Genomic DNA, 16,615 nt, shown 5'->3' with positions numbered 1-16,615 from the left:
TCAGATCACCTCACTTTCCAAAATAAACATCTCTTCCTGCACACTCCCCACCCGACAAGAAAACACACATTGCTCCATGTTCCAGTTGAATGTGAACTGATCTACCGATTCAGTGCGCGGATCTGCCAGCAACGTCTCACTCACCATACGAGCGATCTCACTTTCCATCACACCCCGGCGATCCCCCTGCCCGATCAGTTCCTCAAGCTCGGAGCCATAGTTCCGAGAATAGATCATATGCCGGTACCGCGGTGTTTTGACCGCTTTGATGCACCACTGCACCCAGGCCTCATGAGCATCTGTCACAGCGAACTTCCCACTCGGAGTCAGTACAAAATCCCCCGCATCATAATCGAATCGCCAGCTCCGTCCAAAGGTCACCTCTTCCGAAGCCGCACCCGACAGATCCTCCTCATCTCCCCAGACCACACCTCGATCAGGAAACAAACTAGGCATTGGCACTCACCACCTTACACAGCACTACAATGTCGTTTCCACTATTCACACGCATGGCGAGCACACGATCCCCAGGTTTCAAGCCTTTTCCCAGCGACCAATGGGCTTCATCTACTTCACTCTCCTGCAAAAGAAACCGTCCTACGCTTGTCGTCCCGCCATTCGCCACATCACCGATCCCTGAGATTGCGCCAACAACCTCACGCTCTGGCAACGTCAATGTTCCGGGAAACTCGGCAACAAGATAATCCTGCACTTCATGCTTGAAATCATCCAGCTTCACACCCGATGACGTCACTGTACCCAGCACCGCGCCCATTCCACTGACGGCTTGGCGAGAATGGTTACTCATCGCACCACGCATCACATCGGCAAACTGTCCATACGGATCATCGTTATTCAAGGTAAACCCTCCTTCTCACCATCTCCGCCGTAGCTAGTTCCAACGTCATCGTTCCAGCTCCAGCCAGATCGCGGCTCACCGACATGACGATCAGCTTTAGTCCTTTCAATAACACGGCATCCCCGGCACGAATGGTATTGATATCTGGGGCAGTCACGGTAAACGTCTCCTGAATCCCAGCCAGACGACTCTTCGCCAGTTTCTTGGCGGCAGCCGCTGTTTTCACCTGATCGTCCTCGACCAACTTTTGCAACGTACCGAGTTCAGCTACACCCTCCTGCTCAATTGCGAGCACTTTGGAGGGAACCTCTTTGCCACTCCCTGACTCTGAAGCCGCCATGACTTTTACCTTTGTAACAGCGCCTTCCAGCGTCCGCATCTGTGTCAGATCAATGAGCCGATCCAGCTCATGCACCTTTGTGTTACTGCCAATCTTATAAAGTTGCAACCCGCTAGACATCATTCGAGGATGATACATGTCTCCTCCTGACTTGGCAGTTTCCTTCAGATCGGCAAACATCATCGAGAAAATCGTCTGCGCCCGATACACCGCCTTCCCGAGCTTAGTTTTGGTATCTGGCAACGTGGCACAGGGGATTTTCCATTCCTTAGCGTACGTTTTGAGCCGCTGCGTCGCGGTCTGGTCCTTCGGTAACAGGAACTCATCCTCCGACTTCTCCAAATAGATCATGCGGTCGTACACCGTGAGAGACAATCGCTTCGTGCCACTATTGGAGCTTTCAACCTCCCAGATGACAGCAGGATGCAATAACGGAACCTTCGCCTTTTCTCCAAAAGGAACCCCACTGATCCGCACCGGCATCCCCGGTGATATCGAAGGTAGACCCGAGGATGCAGACACCGCCAGACGGATGTTGGCCTGATAAGCAATCTGTTCGAGCGAATCCTTCAGCGTAATCGTCTCCACCAGTTTGGTCACGTCGTATTGATCATCAATGATGACTTGGTATGTCACGGCATCACCAGCTTCTGCCCAGGCTTGATCCGGTTCGGATCACTGCCGATGGTCTTGGCATTGAGCTTGTAGATCTCGTTCCATTTGGAACTGCTCCCAAGCTCCAGCTTGGCTATTTTGGACAGAGAATCCCCAGATTTAACGCTGTACGTCTTGTTTGTTTTTTTCAGATCGGTGCGAGTATTCGTCTTGCCTGCTGTCTTCGCACTCGTCTTCTCTACCTTCGAGTCCCGCCATGTACGCATGGTGAGGTCAAAATAAATATCCCCACTCTCCCCACCCCGGAAGGTCGTATTGTGAGACACAAGATACACAGGCACATTCACACCTGTATTCGTAATAATGAAGCGCAGCGGCTTCTTTGATACTAGAAATGTATTCAGTATGTTCATCGCTACACGTGGATCGGGAATATCCGCATATGTGCAGTAGGATGCATCGTATTCTTTGGGAAAAAAAGAAGAGAAGGTGATCTCCTTCACCCTCTCTCCCTGCGCAAAATCAAACTCGCCATGCTCCAGCATATTAATCGTCTCATACCCTTTGGAACGAGAGATATTCAACTCTTCTGGATTCACGGGAAATTGGAAGGATGTCGTCCCGTCTTTTAACGTAAACTCCATCTCTATCCCTTTCACTTGATCTTCAATTACACTCATACCTGACCTCCTTTCATCCTAGGCCATGATCGTTTTACGGTTCTCCATCGCGCGTCTTACCTCACTCACCACACGCTGTCCGACCTGTCGGGCAAGTCCATCATAGTCAATCGCATTCTCGCGAACGGTAACTTGCACCGCACCTACAGGAACATTCACAGCAATCTGGTTCGTGGTCTCGGTTTTGAAATCCTTGAGGTAACTTGATAGACTACTCATCTGGTCTTCCGAAATCTGCACGGTCATCGGGGATGATTTGCCATTAGTTCCCGCTGTGGACTGTGATCCATTTCCCGCATTCATTGCCTGCATTTGCATCATGCTCGAACCTTGAAATGCCACCGAAGTGGGTTGAACCCCCATCGATGTCATATACGCCAACGGGCCTGTGGTCAAGAGCGCCGAAGGAATATAAGGCGGAGCTATTGCAGGTTGTACTGAAGGGGGCGGAGGCACAGGGGCAGGAGGAACCTTCTCTTCTTCCTTCGAGCCAAACCCGAAGAAATTGGAGATGCCACTCGTAATACTTTTCGTTTTTTCGGCGACATAATCTACCGCACCAGATACAGCATTGCCCACGCTCTCGGTTGCGCTCGACATGAAATTGCCAATATCCTTCGCTTTACCGCCAATCCATTCGCCTGCAGCACTTCCAGCCCAACCGCCAATTGCGCCGCCCACATACGTGCCAATCCCAGGTAAAATCACACTTCCAATGGCGCTACCAATAGCGGTACCCGCAGTTCCACCTATCATGGAGCCTACGGCTCGGCCACGCTCTCCAGCTGGAGCAGAAGCCACATTTGCCACATCTGCCAGCATGCTGATCGGTCCCAGCAATTTCCCTGCTCCCTTGGCTAGACCTCCACTTATCTTGCTAAACATGCCGTTACCCGATAACAGGTTGGACATGCCCATCGGTGAACCTGACAGGATGCCTGAGTTGAAACCGGATTTCCCTCCACCTCGCATCCGTCTATTCTTCTCCATGGATAAGGATTCGCGGAAGGACTTTTCTGATAAGTCTTGATGAATTTTGGATTGGGTTCGAGCGGGTGCTGGAGTAGTTCTCGGAGATCGGCCTCTGTAACCTCCCCCAGAAACTCTACGTGGGGTTTTCTCGGCTTGACCACCACCAACATTTCCAGTTCGAGAATTGGTTCTGGATCGGTTCCCACCTCTTGAACCGCTCTTTGAACCACCCTTCGAACCGCCTTTGCGAGTCTTTCCAAGACTACCGCCAGAGCAGCAACCACATTTAGCGGCGGGGCTTGAAGTAGCGTCTGTTTTAGATTTTTTTCCTGTGAAGTAACCTTTATACTCCTTAAAAGCATCGACTACTTTTTTCGGAGCCTCTGCAAAATCAGCCAAACTATTACCTAAATCAATCCAACTTTTGATTCCTTCCAACAGTCCTTTTTCTTCTTCCTTCGCTACATTCTTAACTGTATTGTTATTGCTGCCAATACTAAGCGACAGTGAAGGATTACTCGCCGGATTCATCTTACCCATCGCCACTTCAACCTTCTGGCGCACCTCGACAGATACCGTTCCCGATGCTTTGACCATCTGTCCCTGAACTCGGTTCAGCTTCGCCAATACCCGATCCAAGGCAGGACTTAGCTTATCGTTCAGCCCAATCGTTGGTGTGATACGCAATCTGCTCAATCGAATTGCGGTACTGTACACATGCTCCAGCCTTCGTCCGGTCGTTCGCAGCTCGTTGTTTGTCTTGATTAGACTCTGATATCGTACCCTGCCCAGCCGTTCGGTTGAACGCTCAATCTGATCCAAATAACGCAGGGTTGTCCGCATCTGCGCATTGGACTTACTTAGACCAACAATCATTTCTGCCATCTAATTCACCTCCTGTCATTCAATATGGATTCCTCTACCTTACCGATTGTTTTGCTTCGTGATTGCATCCATTTCCTCTTCCGAGAAAGCAAGCAACAACGAGCGTTCGCCTCGGGATAGAGACCAGAACTCTCCGGGTCTTAGATGATGACGCACCCACATGTGATAGAGGAACGTTGTCATCCCGCCGGAGTGAATTAGTTTTTTAGGTCTTCAATCTCCACGCCGAACCCGGATAGCTCCAGTACCTTGTCACCCACCGCATCCAGCTCACCAGCAAGCAGCATGCGGCGAACCGCTTGTTCCCCACCAGACAGCTTCATGCGTCCGGTAATGCGGTTATCGCCCCAGCCGGATAATTCCAGGCTGCGCACTTGCAGTTTCACCGTCGCTTCGGAAATAAGCAGTGCATTGAACGTCTCCGTGTCGACCTTTTCTTCGGTGCGACCCTTGACCGTTTTGCGAACTGTACAACGCTCGCGGATCTGATCGACTTTGGAGGATGTCAGTCCACGCAACGTAAGTAGCAGATCCAACCGCTGAATGCGCACATTTTCCTCTGGCAATCGCTCTGCGGCTTCAAATAGCTGATCCAAAATCTGTTCTTCCGACAGCTTTTCATTCATACTCATCGAGGCATGTCTCCTTTTGTCTTCCTAAAATGTACTCGCGTTACAAAAATCCGCTGAAACATAAGAAGCAGACCGAGTTGCCCTCAGCCTGCTTGTTCTTATAATTACTTTATCTTCGGGTTAGCTTTCCATAACCTTGCTTTCGCCTTGCCTACGCCTTCGTCTTCCTAGGTCTTCCTTGGTCTTACTACATCTTCCTAACTACGCTTCTTAGTTCGCTACAATTGGATTAAGCAACTCAAATCCCTCAAAGGTAAAGCCTGTTTCCTCCGGCACTTCTTCGCCGGCTGTCCAGTTGGCTAGTTGGATTTTGTCTACCATGCAGCCTTTCAACAGCACACTCTCATGTCCATAGGACTCTGGATCATCTAGCTTGGAGATAATCTGGAACTTCGTGAAGCCACGTGTAATCATATCTGAAGTGACTTTGTACCCTGTCATCGTACCTGTTCCTTTTTTCGCTCCATTCTTGTGCACCTTCCAGTCGTTACCGACCAGATTCAGCTCACGCTTCTCAATCTCTACACTCGCTTCCAGCTTGTTAATATTGGTCTGCCACGTACCATCAATATGCAGCTGACCATGGGTACCGAGAATAACTCGTGATGCATCTAACATGAATATTCCTCCTTGGGATCATTGAACGTATCGATTCGCGTAAACCATTCGTTCACATATTTTTATTTATGGATATGATTAAACTTTGCCTCATTCGCTTACTTCCAAAGCCGGCTAAACTCGTTTATCTTGAAACAGCACACTCTATACACGAACTAGAAATCGCCCTCTTAACAAAACTTACTGCACATAAAAAGTGCCGAATAATTGCTCCATTACATCCGTCAGCTTCACATTCCACTGCAAATACACCTGATCTGCTTCCGGCTTCAGAATCGGAGCTGTTCCATAATATGCAGGATCGAGAAGCACATCGTATCCTGACGCCTCAATCACATTGCTCTGCGCGAGCAGTGCCAGATAGGCTTTCATTGCCCCAATCAATGCCTGGCGACCTTCCTCCGTGTTATTCACTTTACCGATGTACGTGTCTTCGGCAGAACGCTGGAGGTCTACGTTAATGGCATCCATCACCCGAATGGAACGGATTTTTTTCCATGCATTATTCTGCCCGGCCACGGGTGCAACCAGCGTATTCACACCACGCAGTGCTTTCACCTGACGACCATCGTGGAAGAAAATAAATACTCCATTCTGCACAGCCTGCTCCTGTTCAGCTCGTGTCCAGCGACGTGTCACATCATCAAACGGGGTAGGAGCATATGTGGTGGATTCGTTCAAACGCTGACCCGCGATCAGACCTGCAACATACGCAGAGGTCTCTGCCGAACTGTAGAAGGTGTCTCCCAAACTTACACCCGTACCCACGTTAACCACACCCTCATGGTTCAACTGAGCCGAACGAGCCGATGCCTTCTGAGCAGCATTCGCTGATGTATCATCTGCTGCGGAACCGCCAAATACGGCGATAACCGGTTTACCCTCATTGCGTACACGCTTGACCCAAGCGCCAAAGCTTGCAAGTAGAGGAACATCCGCCGCTTGATCCAGAGCCAATACATCGAATTGTTCACCTTCGAGCGCCTCTTGTACGGCAATGTAATCCGCATTGGTCAGACTGTCGTTACCACTCACACCACCTCTGAATGATGCACCAGCAACAGTTGCAACCTCGCCCGTACCTTCTCCAATGGCACCCGCTGTTACCCATACGTTGTTCTCATCCGCATTGATCAGTTCTGCGAGAGCGGCACCTGTAATATCTGCCGTCACCAACGCGTACAACATGCGATTGCCTTCGAAGAGACGCACTTCATGCTTCGTATTATCGATAATGCCAGGTTGAATCGTGACGTAGAAATCGTTACTCCGATCCCCTACATACTTCGCATCCAGTTGCAGTACATCTTCATCGTTACGATCCTTGAGCGTAAGACTTCCCGCCTTCGCCGTTTCCCCCACGACCCGATATGCTAGCAGCTTCTTCGGCCCGCCGAGCAGCGCAAGTTTCAGGGATGTATAAGCTGTCCCATTGTCCAATGCACCCGCTGAGAAAATCCGTTCAATCGCCGACTCACTGCCCACTTCGACAAAAGTCCCCGCTGGCCCCCAGTTTGCCTTCACCGGCACCACAACAGTTCCACGATTTCCTGCCTGAATGGACGATGCTGCTGCCGCCTGAAAATTCATATATAAGCCCGGAAGTACCGGACGATTCATCTTCTCCCATGTTCCGCCTGCCATTAGCCCTTCACCTTCGCTTTCATAAATTGGTTAATTCGTTCTTGTGCTTCCGCAATGGAAAACGTCTGCGCCGCTGCTTCACTCAGCGCCCCGTACAGCACCTCAGCCTTAACGGCAAAGAGGGCTTCTGCATGATTGATTAGCTCGGCTCGCGTGTACTTCGCACCGCCTTGTTGGGTATGTTCTATTGAACCTGTCAACGCCATCTCACCTCATTTGGTTATAAGTTCAACACGCATTATTAATACATTTATTGTGACTCATGCTTATTCTATTCCTCTGCTATGATGCACCTGACGAATGAAAGGTACGTCTGTTCCTGGGCGACGAATACGCTCCTGTAAGGTCAGACGGATCTGTCCATTCAAGTAGGCATCTGCCTGTAAATCAGCAGAGACGTCATCGACCGTGACATATCTCCTGCTCTCAGTAGTGCCTTCGCTTCCTACACTAGTAATGGCGATTCTTGCTTGTATCCCTAGCTGCTCCACAAGCCGAATTACAGTGTTACGTGTCGTTACTGAATTTCCAGTCATGACATGTCCCACGAACTGCTTGCGAATCTCCAGTGTAGAAGCACCTGCCTCGGCGATATCGTAACTCGCGAGTCGCCACAAGACAGAAGGAGATTCGTACCCCCCAGGCCATGTATCACGATAGACAGACCAACTTGAACCAAGCTCTGCTTGTGTCCAATTCTGGAGTGCAAGCAGCGAATAGTCCTGCGTTTCGATCACCAGATCTTGTTCAATGACCTCAGGTACATATACGCCGAATCGCAGGCTACGTGTAATGAAGCCTGCACCGGAGTCGATTCGATCACAATCGGAAGATCCGAGGTAGATACAGGTGAAAGCATTGCCCTCCGTATCCTGTAATCGAACCTGATGTAATCCTTCCATCAACCTGCTAGACCAGACCTCCAACTGCTCTGCTCCACCCTCAGTGAGTCTCGCATATGGAGCAATACGGATGATTCGGCGATATCCTGCCCAGCTCGACTTAGGCACTTCTTCCGCAAAAGCAATGACCGCACAAGGTTCATTTACCAACTCGCCCGGTGCAAGTGCATCACGCACCTGACCCTGCCACGCTGGAACAAGTTCAGCAAGTTTCTGCTTTAATGTCTGCTTCATGAGCGTGCTCATCCTGCCCATACTTGCTGTGGAATTTACCTCAGTTGTTATAGACACATTTATTTCGCCCCCTTCAGCTGCAAATGTATGATCTGCTCCCGCTGTGCAGCGACAATGCAGCAGTCATGAAACTCCCCCTTTAACATTCCGTCTGCAATACAATCTATGATCGAACCAAACTAGACAACATCACCGCATAAGAAAGACCGGCTCAATGGCCGGTCTGCTGTACATTAGGACGTGTTTGAAAACTCGCTGAAGTGCATCTTTCACCCCCTTTTCGCTCCCTGCTGCGTCACTTTCCCTTGACGTGCCCCGGCACGCCTGCGGAAAACTTCCTGGCTTGGAACGAAAATTCGGCAAAATCTGCGTCCTTCGGAGTTTTCAATCACGCCCTAGCGTATGTGCTTTCGGTGTGTCCCTGTGCGATTGATCCGATAATATAATCTTACACCTGTTGATCCCAAACGCGGATGGTGATTGGCATGACTTCGGTGCGATTAAGAGAGTATCTTGGGTGGAAAAAAGACGACACTATATGAAGTTAAACAGACACCAATGTAACTTGGGGGTTCAGCGTAATTTCAAACGCACGTCCCCAGATAAAGTCGGGATTTGTATACTCCAGCTCTGCATTTTCATACGCAGCATAGGAGCTTTCTCCATCTTCCAATTGAACCACCGCATCATTACCTTGGGCAAATGCAGGTTTAGCGGCAAGTGTCGTTGTGTATGTCTGCATTAAATCTCGCAGCAACGATTGTAGGTGTTCGTAATCCTCACTGGAATTGAACAAAAGCATATTCTGATCCGCAAGCGTAGCCACGTTGGTATACAGGGCATGAGCTCGGGAATACGTGCGAATATCTGCAATCGCAACCGCTTTGTAGTAATAATCCTTCAGGAAACGTTTAAACAATAGTGAACCTTGAGCGTTCATTGCTTCCTGTAGAGCAGAAGCATTCGTTTCCTTCGTAATGAAGGCGTAGCGAGATTGTCCCATACCAACCGCAATTCCGATCTTATTGCCGGGTGTATTCCACGCACTATACCCTAGAGCGCGACCAGTGTGCGAGCTACTCAATAGCGCTTCAGCTACATCTACATTCGCCGGGCCTTTACCTACAAAATCAATCACAACCGTTGGCACACCTTGCTCACTATTGGCGTTAATTCGTTCAACAGCAGCCTCTACCTGTTCCAGTGACGTAATCGCCACAATTTCTAAGTTAGGCTCTGGTTTGTTCTTATGAGAATGGCTGGTCATCCGATCAAGTTCTGAGGTAACATCGAACGTTGCAGCTTGAAGCGCAGCATCATCCTGCCTTACGTTCTCGCCTGGGACAAGATCAGCATCCGTCTCTTCCTCTGGAACTGGATATGCAGAATCAGCAACAAGCACACCACCTACGATATCAATATGGCGGGCTACATTTTCATGTACATTCATATATTCATAGGTGTTCACGATGGTATTACCATGTGGTCCGAAGTAGGTAACCGCATAACGTGTTTTTGCACCATCACGAATCAATTGATTCGCCATCCGAGCTAATAGCGAGTGTCCCAAACCATCCGCATCCGGAAGAATAATCGCACGGTCTGGATTCTGCCCAGCTACCCCGCCAAGCCATTCATTAATTCGATTCTCCACATAGCGGATTTCATTAATCTGTACCCCTTGCGTATTGGCATCGTCCACACCAACCGCGAGAAAATCAATATATCCCTTACGTGCCAGTTGATCGAGGATATACAGATTCGTTTTGAATTTATGCTGTCTCGTATTATAGTATTGTTCTTTATCAAAATAGGTCGTTTCACCATACTCTGTAGATTCAGGAGATACGTTATACCCCTGAATGATATCCTCAAAGGTCGTAAACGTCTGACGAGGTTGCTGCATCAATGCTCGCGATTCATTATAGGCATCAAGTGCAAGCCCATCTGCAAATGAAGTGGTCGCAAGTCGCATGATTGTATCCATTACGTAAACGGGTTTACATGGGTATTTCTCTTTAATAACGCGAATTACATCCAACAACCGCGTTGTCTCCTGATCATAGTTCGGATAGTCACCGCCTCCGTTCTCACGAAGCTCGCGGCTACCAATCAGACCACCGTAAGCCAGCATATCGCTTGAAATAATGAAGCCTTCAACTTCAGCAGCATGCTCCAGAATAAAATCGTGAATATTGGACGGCTTGCCATACTGAGGTGTAGATGTACCAAGTAATGTGGTGCCATCTACCGTTTTCTCCGAATCCAAACGGTTTCGGATGTCCTTCCGGTTCGGTGTAACGATATGGAGACCGGCTGCTTTACCTTGTACAACGACGTCATCCAGGTTGGCTGGACGATCATCGAGTGGGACATACAATACTTTTTTCATATCATGCTACCTCCTGCTCCAAGAATGAGATTTTCCTTCAGCATCTGATCAGAACGCTTAGCCCCTATTAAAAAAACTGGCCTTTAGCCAGTAGATTCATAGATCATATCGATATGATTGCTTTCCTTCTGATCCGATAATACCATCTTACCTCTTTTAAACGTCTACGCTGACGGTTAACCGCCTGAATTAAGACCGATTGTGGAAGCGAATACGTCGGCTCAGCGTCGGTTTCTTGCGAAGGCTTAATATTAGTTGATTTGACTCAACTTTTATAATCCCGCAAACGTTTATACTACAAATGAAAGATGTATAGGATCAGAAGGAGTGACATGCATGCAAAGATCAGATTGGTTCTACCTCTGGGTGATCATAAGTGGTTATATGACAGGTTACGTGATGCATATATTGACCCTGTTCCTTCTATATAGGGAGGCTGGCGTAGTAACTGACTCGTTTATTGGATGGACTGTGGTGATGTATTTAACGAGTGTGATGCTGCTGTATCTGCTTTCTGTAATTACCCTCCGTCTAGTCGGTTTATATCGCTTCTGGTCTCAAACGATTATGTTTGTATTAGCATCCTTCCTTACTGTCTATATGACAGCTTGGTTATTCCTTGGTACAGGTCTTTCCACTCTACCGCCAATATCATTCCCTTTTACAGCCGAAGGCTTGCCTTTCCTTGTTTTTTGGATGAGCACAGCCCTGACCTGTTCTTGGGGAGTATGGGTAGTACGCAATCCATCGACGAAGCCCCTCTTCTTGTTGTTATCGCGAGTCACAATCATTCTTTTCATCATTTGGATAGGAGTCCGTTAGATCTAAGGATTAGCTTAAATTCACATACCAAAAAAGAGCACATGCCCCTATACTTCACAGGCTGTGCTCTTCTCATTCTATTTCCTCGTTCCTTACATATGTCCATTGATTCTATATCTAATCACTCAATCCACACTATGGAATGAATGTTTCTTTCGTAGCCTCGTTAAGCAATAATATATCGGAAGTTTTCCCAGCTCTCTGGAACCGAATTGCTGTTTCTTGCATGATGATAGAAACTGAATGGAAATTTGAATACATGTCCGCTGTTCCAATCTTGTGACCGGCGGTCTGTTAGCCAGTATTCAAGTTCATGTGGCAATGCAATCGAGCGTTCAGCACGTACCAGGGGCAGTCGATCGACTGGAGACTGTAATGTCAGCCTATCTAGTTCATGATCAACGTTACGGCTGAGTCGCAACGCTTTTACCATCGTTAAGAACGGCGGCAGCCCTTGATGGAACAAGCTTGGATAGCCTAATTCATGCAAAATATTAAGTGCATGTCCATACGTTAACATATGTCCGATGAGATCATGATGAGCCTCTGCTTGATAGATGGTATCCAATGCCCCAAGCTCATCCAGAATGAGACGCGACAGATCCTCCGGACGTTCAATCAGGGGAAAACCGTCAGATTCATCTACACGTAGCGTGCGTATTTCTTTGACTGTCGTATTGATCCACGATCGTCCGGGCACAGTCCGCTCAAATGAATCCATCAGCTCAACTAGCTGTTGCACATCACGGGCAGTCCCCCAGCCCTCCAGCTCGCGAATGGCTTTCAAGCTTAGCGCTCCATAGATCGCTTGATGCCCAATCCAGTGCAGCTCACCAATGGTACGATCCAGCGCCTGGGTGATAAGTGCTTCCGCTTCTTCCACCGGCAACACTTCACCTCGCAAAGAAGGTTCTCCCGAGTGTACGCCATGTTTGCGGAGCATTGCCTTGGCTTCAGCGGTAACACTTCCAGCAGCCAGGGAGGTTAAGCGGTTCTCCCTCACCCAGAAGTAAGCCGCAATCGCTGCTGCCCCATAATGGGCATGCCACAGATCCCCTGTGTGCTCCCGACTCGAAACGATGATCATTAGACCCTCTTCTAACAAACGTCGATCCATAATGCATCCCTCCTTCATCGAATAAGTGTTTCCCCATATATACCGCTTACATTGCGGATACTTCTATTAAATGAGCCAAATCGTGAAGATATGCACACCCTTGCTGACCCGCTCCATTTTTACTTCACTGGCTTGCGTTTTACTACATTTGAAGATTTCCGACGTCTTGGACGACGACCTCGAGTGCATGTACCTACACGCGTCCATGCATGCGTTCCCACGTACTCCACGGTACCAAGCCCAGCTCAGGCTTTGCTTCGTCTGACAGCATGGATATGAACTCAAGCGAGTGCCCATCTGGATCGGTGAAATACACCGACACGGCGGGCATCCAGCCGAACACATACAATTCACCAATGTCATCATCTAAGAAATTACGCGTCGTAATACCTTTAGCCTCCAGATAAGGGACAGCTTGTTTCATATCCTCTAAGGACACATGAAAAGCAAAATGTTGCCGCTGAACATTAGCAGGTTCCTTTTGCCAAAGACCCAGCATTGCGTTTCCTCTACCACCGACCCAATAAAAGGAGTTTCCTCGCTCGGGCTGTCCATATGCATGTTCCAGACCTATGACCTGTTCGTAAAAATGATGAGATTTCTCCAAATCTGTTACATTCAGATGGGTCTCAAATATTCCTTTAATCATACGATATCCCCCTCTCTATCAAGTGTTATTTACGCGCAGACGTGATGGCTTCTGCTAGATGCAAAAACGAACCAAGCACACGTTGAATCCGTTCTTCAATATCCTGACTGCCCTCATATTCCTCGTATCCATCGTATGTTGCCTCGAATCGTCTACGCTGCGCTCCGCCGATGGAAATCCATTCTGATGCATTAATCCCATGCATATTCCGCACAATCGCTTGCAACTGTAGTAGCGCACTTACGCCTACAGCACCTCCCGATGAACTAATGGACAACACTGGTTTCCCGCTGAAATAGGATTGACCTAGATGATCCAGTGCATTTTTGAGCACACCGCTTATGCTTCCATGGTACTCTGGCGTAGCTAAAATAATGGCGTCTGCCGCGAGCACTCGAGACTTCAGATCAGACAAATGTAGATCATCGTCGAGTTTCTCGTCCGCTGCGTAGAAAGGAACCGGTGTTTGATATAAATCGAACAGGCTCGCTTCATGTCCTTGACCATGAATAGCTTGAATCACATATTCTCCCAGACGTGTACTGGTCGCATTTTTACGATTACTTCCTGCCACAACAATAAACTTCATTGGGTCACACTCCTTTTTCATTTCATTTGATTTCATTTCATGTTCCCGTCTTATGTATTACTAGCATAACTTTCTTCACCCTTAGATGCGTCAGCAGAAAGGCTTAACTTCCAGCACCAAAAAACTCAACCTTTCGGCTGAGTTTCTACGACTTTGGACTGAGGCATGGTTACGATGATGCTCAGACCACCCATCCTTTGCGAACCGCATAGATCGCGGCTTGGGTACGATCAGATAGCCCTAATTTATCCAATAGATGACTAACATGCGTTTTTACTGTTTTCTCGGTAATGACCAGCCTAGCTGCAATTTCTTTATTACTCAACCCTTGTGCGATGAGACCCAACACCTCATGTTCACGACGGGTTAAGGTATCAAGTTCAGGTGCTGATGCTTGTGCTTCCTTACCCTTATCCTGACGTTGCTCTTGTACAGGCTGTGGCTCTGTCTGCTTCAACGATAACTGCTGTTCATTCATAGATAGTTCAGCAGAAGCCATGACATGCATGAGTTGACCGGCCGCCGCCGGATGAAGCTCCACCTGACCTGCATGTACATTGCGGATCGCCAACGCCAGATCCTCTGGTTCGATATCTTTTAACAAATATCCTTTGACCCCAGCACGTACAGCAGGTACAACATGATCCTGGTCTGAGAACGATGTGAGTACAATGATCCGAATACTAGGCGTAAGCACTCGAAGTTGTCTAGCTGTTTCTATTCCATCAAGTACAGGCATATGCAGATCCATTAACACCATGTCCGGCTTCAGCTCTGCCGCTTGTTGCAACGCTTCCTGTCCATCAGATGCCTCGCCAACAACAAGCATATCGGACTGTGTGGATAGAAAAACATGAAGCCCACGTCTGACCATCGCATGGTCATCCGCAAGTAAAATCCTAATCGGCATCTCTTCTCCTCCTTAATTCTCTACCGTTTCAGACGTAAGCGGGACGATCACCGTTACCGTTGTTCCTTTGCGAGCGGAGCTCACAATTTCCAATCGACCTCCCAACGCTTGAGCACGTTCCTTCATAATCGATAATCCGAGAGAAGAAGTGGGCAAAGCTCCACGCCGTTTGGCTCCACCTTTCCCACGATCGCTTACGCTTAATGTTACCTCACGATCACTCAAATGTAGGATGATCTCTGCCGCGTTCACACCAGCATGCTTACGTATATTATTAAGAGCTTCCTGTCCGATTCGCCATAGCCCGTCTTCAACACTTCGGGGCAGACTTCCCATACCAGAACGATGGACAACCACCTGCAGTCCCTGTCCTGCACCATATTCCTGCAATGCACTCATTAGCCCCTTCTCTAAGCCGGCCGGTCGTAGTTGCATAATCAGTGCTCGCATTTCCTTGAGCGCTTCCTGAGAAAGAGAACGAACGTCCTTCATTGCCTCTCTAATAGGCTCAAGCTCTGCAGAGCCCAACATCATGCTCTCAGCTCCCTTCGCCGTCAGGGACAAAGAAAATAGAATCTGGTTGACCGAATCATGCAGATCGCGTGCCAAGCGATTCCGTTCTTCCAATCGAGCCAACTCACGTCGTTGCTCAGCAAGCTTCAAGCTTTCCCACGACGCAGTAATGTGTTCCGCAATCGCCTCAAGTACCTCATGATCCGCTTGAGGAAGAACACTCGACTGAGCATAACCAACGACCAATACGCCTGCTTCTCCCGGAATAATACTCAGAATGGGCACGGCAAGACCTGAAGATAGAACAGGTACAGGTAACGACCGTGCACTGCTTGTAGCTATCTCTTGAACCTCTGATGCGGATAATTTCGTAACGCGATGAAGTTCAATAGCACGCTGTACAACGTTCAGCCCATCCGAAGGAAAATCTTCATATAATGATCGACGTTGCAAGGCTCCTACAACATGTGCAGCCTGTACAACCAAACGATCCTCTCTGAGTTTTAGCAATGCCGCAAATGGCCAATCATAATGTTGCCCTAGCAGGCTAACCGTTGTCTCGGCCAGTGAATCCAAATGCTTACATTCATTCACCGCGAGTCCTAACGCACTGCTGAATCCGCCTAGCTTGGCAAATAGATCTGCTCGCCTCTGCTCTGCACGATATAACCGCATCCGCTCAATCGCACTGCCGATCTGGTAAGCTACTGCCTGTAATAGTGCCAGTTCACTTTCACTAAAGTGCTCTTTGTTCGGGGCAGCTACATTGAGTAGCCCTAACATCTTCTCACCAGATCGCAGAGGTACCGTTGCATGATGGGTGATATCATAGGTATCTCCCCATTGGTATTCTCGCGCATCCTCAAGTCGTTTGCAGTTAAGAACATTAACAGCATTGTCCAGTCGTCCATCCCAGAAGCGATTCAAACACCAACACGTGCCACATCGCATCGGTTGCTTCTCTTGACGCTGAAGTGCAGGTGGCAAATCATAGTCTGCTATGAACGAATATTCTCCGCGTTCACCAATCAGAAATAACCATCCGGTTGTCAGTCCTGTAAGACCCAATAACTTACCTATAACGGTATCCAGCATCATACTCAGGTCGTTCGAGGTATTCAGCGTCTCCGCAATCGTCTTCAGGGTGTACATTGCCTGCATTCTACCTTCTTCAGACATGCAGATTCTCTCCTTTAAAAGGTTGTTCAAAAAGTCCAACCGTCCTTTTTAAACACACACTTT

General features: G+C 48.5%; 18 protein-coding genes. 1 reads left to right on the top strand and 17 read right to left on the bottom strand.

Annotated features, from left to right (window positions below):
- The 12 genes from J2T19_RS08420 to J2T19_RS08365 form a co-directional block, all read right to left on the bottom strand.
- Positions 1-456, bottom strand: coding sequence for a DUF2634 domain-containing protein (locus J2T19_RS08420; protein ID WP_307214679.1), 456 nt, complete (start codon positions 454-456; stop codon positions 1-3).
- Positions 449-820 (bottom strand): hypothetical protein, encoded by a 372-nt coding sequence (locus tag J2T19_RS08415; protein ID WP_307215312.1) that lies wholly within the window; start codon positions 818-820, stop codon positions 449-451. Before J2T19_RS08415 ends, J2T19_RS08420 begins: the two co-directional genes overlap by 8 nt.
- Before the next feature lie 31 nt (positions 821-851).
- Positions 852-1,835: an XkdQ/YqbQ family protein gene (locus J2T19_RS08410; RefSeq protein ID WP_307214677.1), complete on the bottom strand. Its 984-nt coding sequence runs from the start codon at positions 1,833-1,835 to the stop codon at positions 852-854.
- Complete coding sequence (locus J2T19_RS08405; protein ID WP_307215310.1) at positions 1,832-2,458, bottom strand: LysM peptidoglycan-binding domain-containing protein; 627 nt, start codon at positions 2,456-2,458, stop codon at positions 1,832-1,834. The genes J2T19_RS08410 and J2T19_RS08405 overlap by 4 nt, the downstream gene beginning before the upstream one ends.
- 54 nt (positions 2,459-2,512) lie before the next feature.
- The gene (locus tag J2T19_RS08400; RefSeq protein WP_307214675.1) at positions 2,513-4,351 is read right to left on the bottom strand and encodes a tape measure protein; all 1,839 of its coding nucleotides are present in this window, start codon (positions 4,349-4,351) and stop codon (positions 2,513-2,515) included.
- Between the two features lie 39 nt (positions 4,352-4,390).
- On the bottom strand, positions 4,391-4,534 hold the full coding sequence (locus J2T19_RS08395) for a hypothetical protein (RefSeq protein WP_307214661.1): 144 nt from the start codon (positions 4,532-4,534) through the stop codon (positions 4,391-4,393).
- A 14-nt stretch (positions 4,535-4,548) separates the two neighbouring features.
- Positions 4,549-4,983, bottom strand: coding sequence for a phage tail assembly chaperone (locus J2T19_RS08390; protein WP_128100657.1), 435 nt, complete (start codon positions 4,981-4,983; stop codon positions 4,549-4,551).
- A gap of 210 nt (positions 4,984-5,193) precedes the next feature.
- Positions 5,194-5,601, bottom strand: a complete 408-nt coding sequence (locus J2T19_RS08385; RefSeq protein WP_056694176.1) for a phage tail tube protein — start codon at positions 5,599-5,601, stop codon at positions 5,194-5,196.
- Between the two features lie 180 nt (positions 5,602-5,781).
- Positions 5,782-7,245, bottom strand: coding sequence for a phage tail sheath family protein (locus J2T19_RS08380; RefSeq protein WP_307214658.1), 1,464 nt, complete (start codon positions 7,243-7,245; stop codon positions 5,782-5,784).
- The gene (locus J2T19_RS08375; RefSeq protein WP_370874840.1) at positions 7,245-7,445 is read right to left on the bottom strand and encodes a YqzN/YkzM domain-containing protein; all 201 of its coding nucleotides are present in this window, start codon (positions 7,443-7,445) and stop codon (positions 7,245-7,247) included. The genes J2T19_RS08380 and J2T19_RS08375 overlap by 1 nt, the downstream gene beginning before the upstream one ends.
- A 66-nt stretch (positions 7,446-7,511) precedes the next feature.
- Positions 7,512-8,381, bottom strand: coding sequence for a hypothetical protein (locus tag J2T19_RS08370; protein ID WP_307214654.1), 870 nt, complete (start codon positions 8,379-8,381; stop codon positions 7,512-7,514).
- 544 nt (positions 8,382-8,925) lie between these two features.
- A complete protein-coding gene (locus J2T19_RS08365; protein ID WP_307214652.1) occupies positions 8,926-10,773 on the bottom strand; it encodes a DUF4127 family protein in 1,848 nt (615 codons plus the stop codon).
- 336 nt (positions 10,774-11,109) lie between these two features.
- Here J2T19_RS08365 and J2T19_RS08360 point away from each other — a divergent pair, with 336 nt between their 5' ends.
- Complete coding sequence (locus J2T19_RS08360; RefSeq protein ID WP_307214650.1) at positions 11,110-11,595, top strand: hypothetical protein; 486 nt, start codon at positions 11,110-11,112, stop codon at positions 11,593-11,595.
- 166 nt (positions 11,596-11,761) lie between these two features.
- On the opposite strand, the gene J2T19_RS08355 is transcribed toward J2T19_RS08360, so the two are convergent.
- The 5 genes from J2T19_RS08355 to J2T19_RS08335 all read right to left on the bottom strand — a co-directional run bounded on the left by J2T19_RS08355 (position 11,762) and on the right by J2T19_RS08335 (position 16,552).
- Entirely contained in the window at positions 11,762-12,712 is a 951-nt protein-coding gene (locus J2T19_RS08355; protein WP_307214649.1) for a hypothetical protein, read from the bottom strand.
- 193 nt (positions 12,713-12,905) lie between these two features.
- On the bottom strand, positions 12,906-13,361 hold the full coding sequence (locus J2T19_RS08350; protein WP_307214647.1) for a VOC family protein: 456 nt from the start codon (positions 13,359-13,361) through the stop codon (positions 12,906-12,908).
- A gap of 25 nt (positions 13,362-13,386) precedes the next feature.
- Complete coding sequence (locus J2T19_RS08345; protein WP_307214645.1) at positions 13,387-13,950, bottom strand: NADPH-dependent FMN reductase; 564 nt, start codon at positions 13,948-13,950, stop codon at positions 13,387-13,389.
- Between the two features lie 181 nt (positions 13,951-14,131).
- Positions 14,132-14,860 carry a response regulator gene (locus J2T19_RS08340; RefSeq protein WP_307214643.1) on the bottom strand — a complete coding sequence of 243 codons (729 nt, stop codon included), beginning with the start codon at positions 14,858-14,860 and terminating at the stop codon, positions 14,132-14,134.
- A 12-nt stretch (positions 14,861-14,872) separates the two neighbouring features.
- Positions 14,873-16,552: a sensor histidine kinase gene (locus tag J2T19_RS08335; protein WP_307214641.1), complete on the bottom strand. Its 1,680-nt coding sequence runs from the start codon at positions 16,550-16,552 to the stop codon at positions 14,873-14,875.
- Positions 16,553-16,615 lie beyond the last annotated feature (63 nt).

The organism is Paenibacillus tundrae, assembly GCF_030812775.1.
GTDB classification, from domain to species: Bacteria; Bacillota; Bacilli; order Paenibacillales; family Paenibacillaceae; genus Paenibacillus; species Paenibacillus tundrae_A.
The sequence above is the reverse complement of the archived record's forward strand: the minus strand, read 5'-3'. Positions and strand labels throughout refer to the sequence as shown.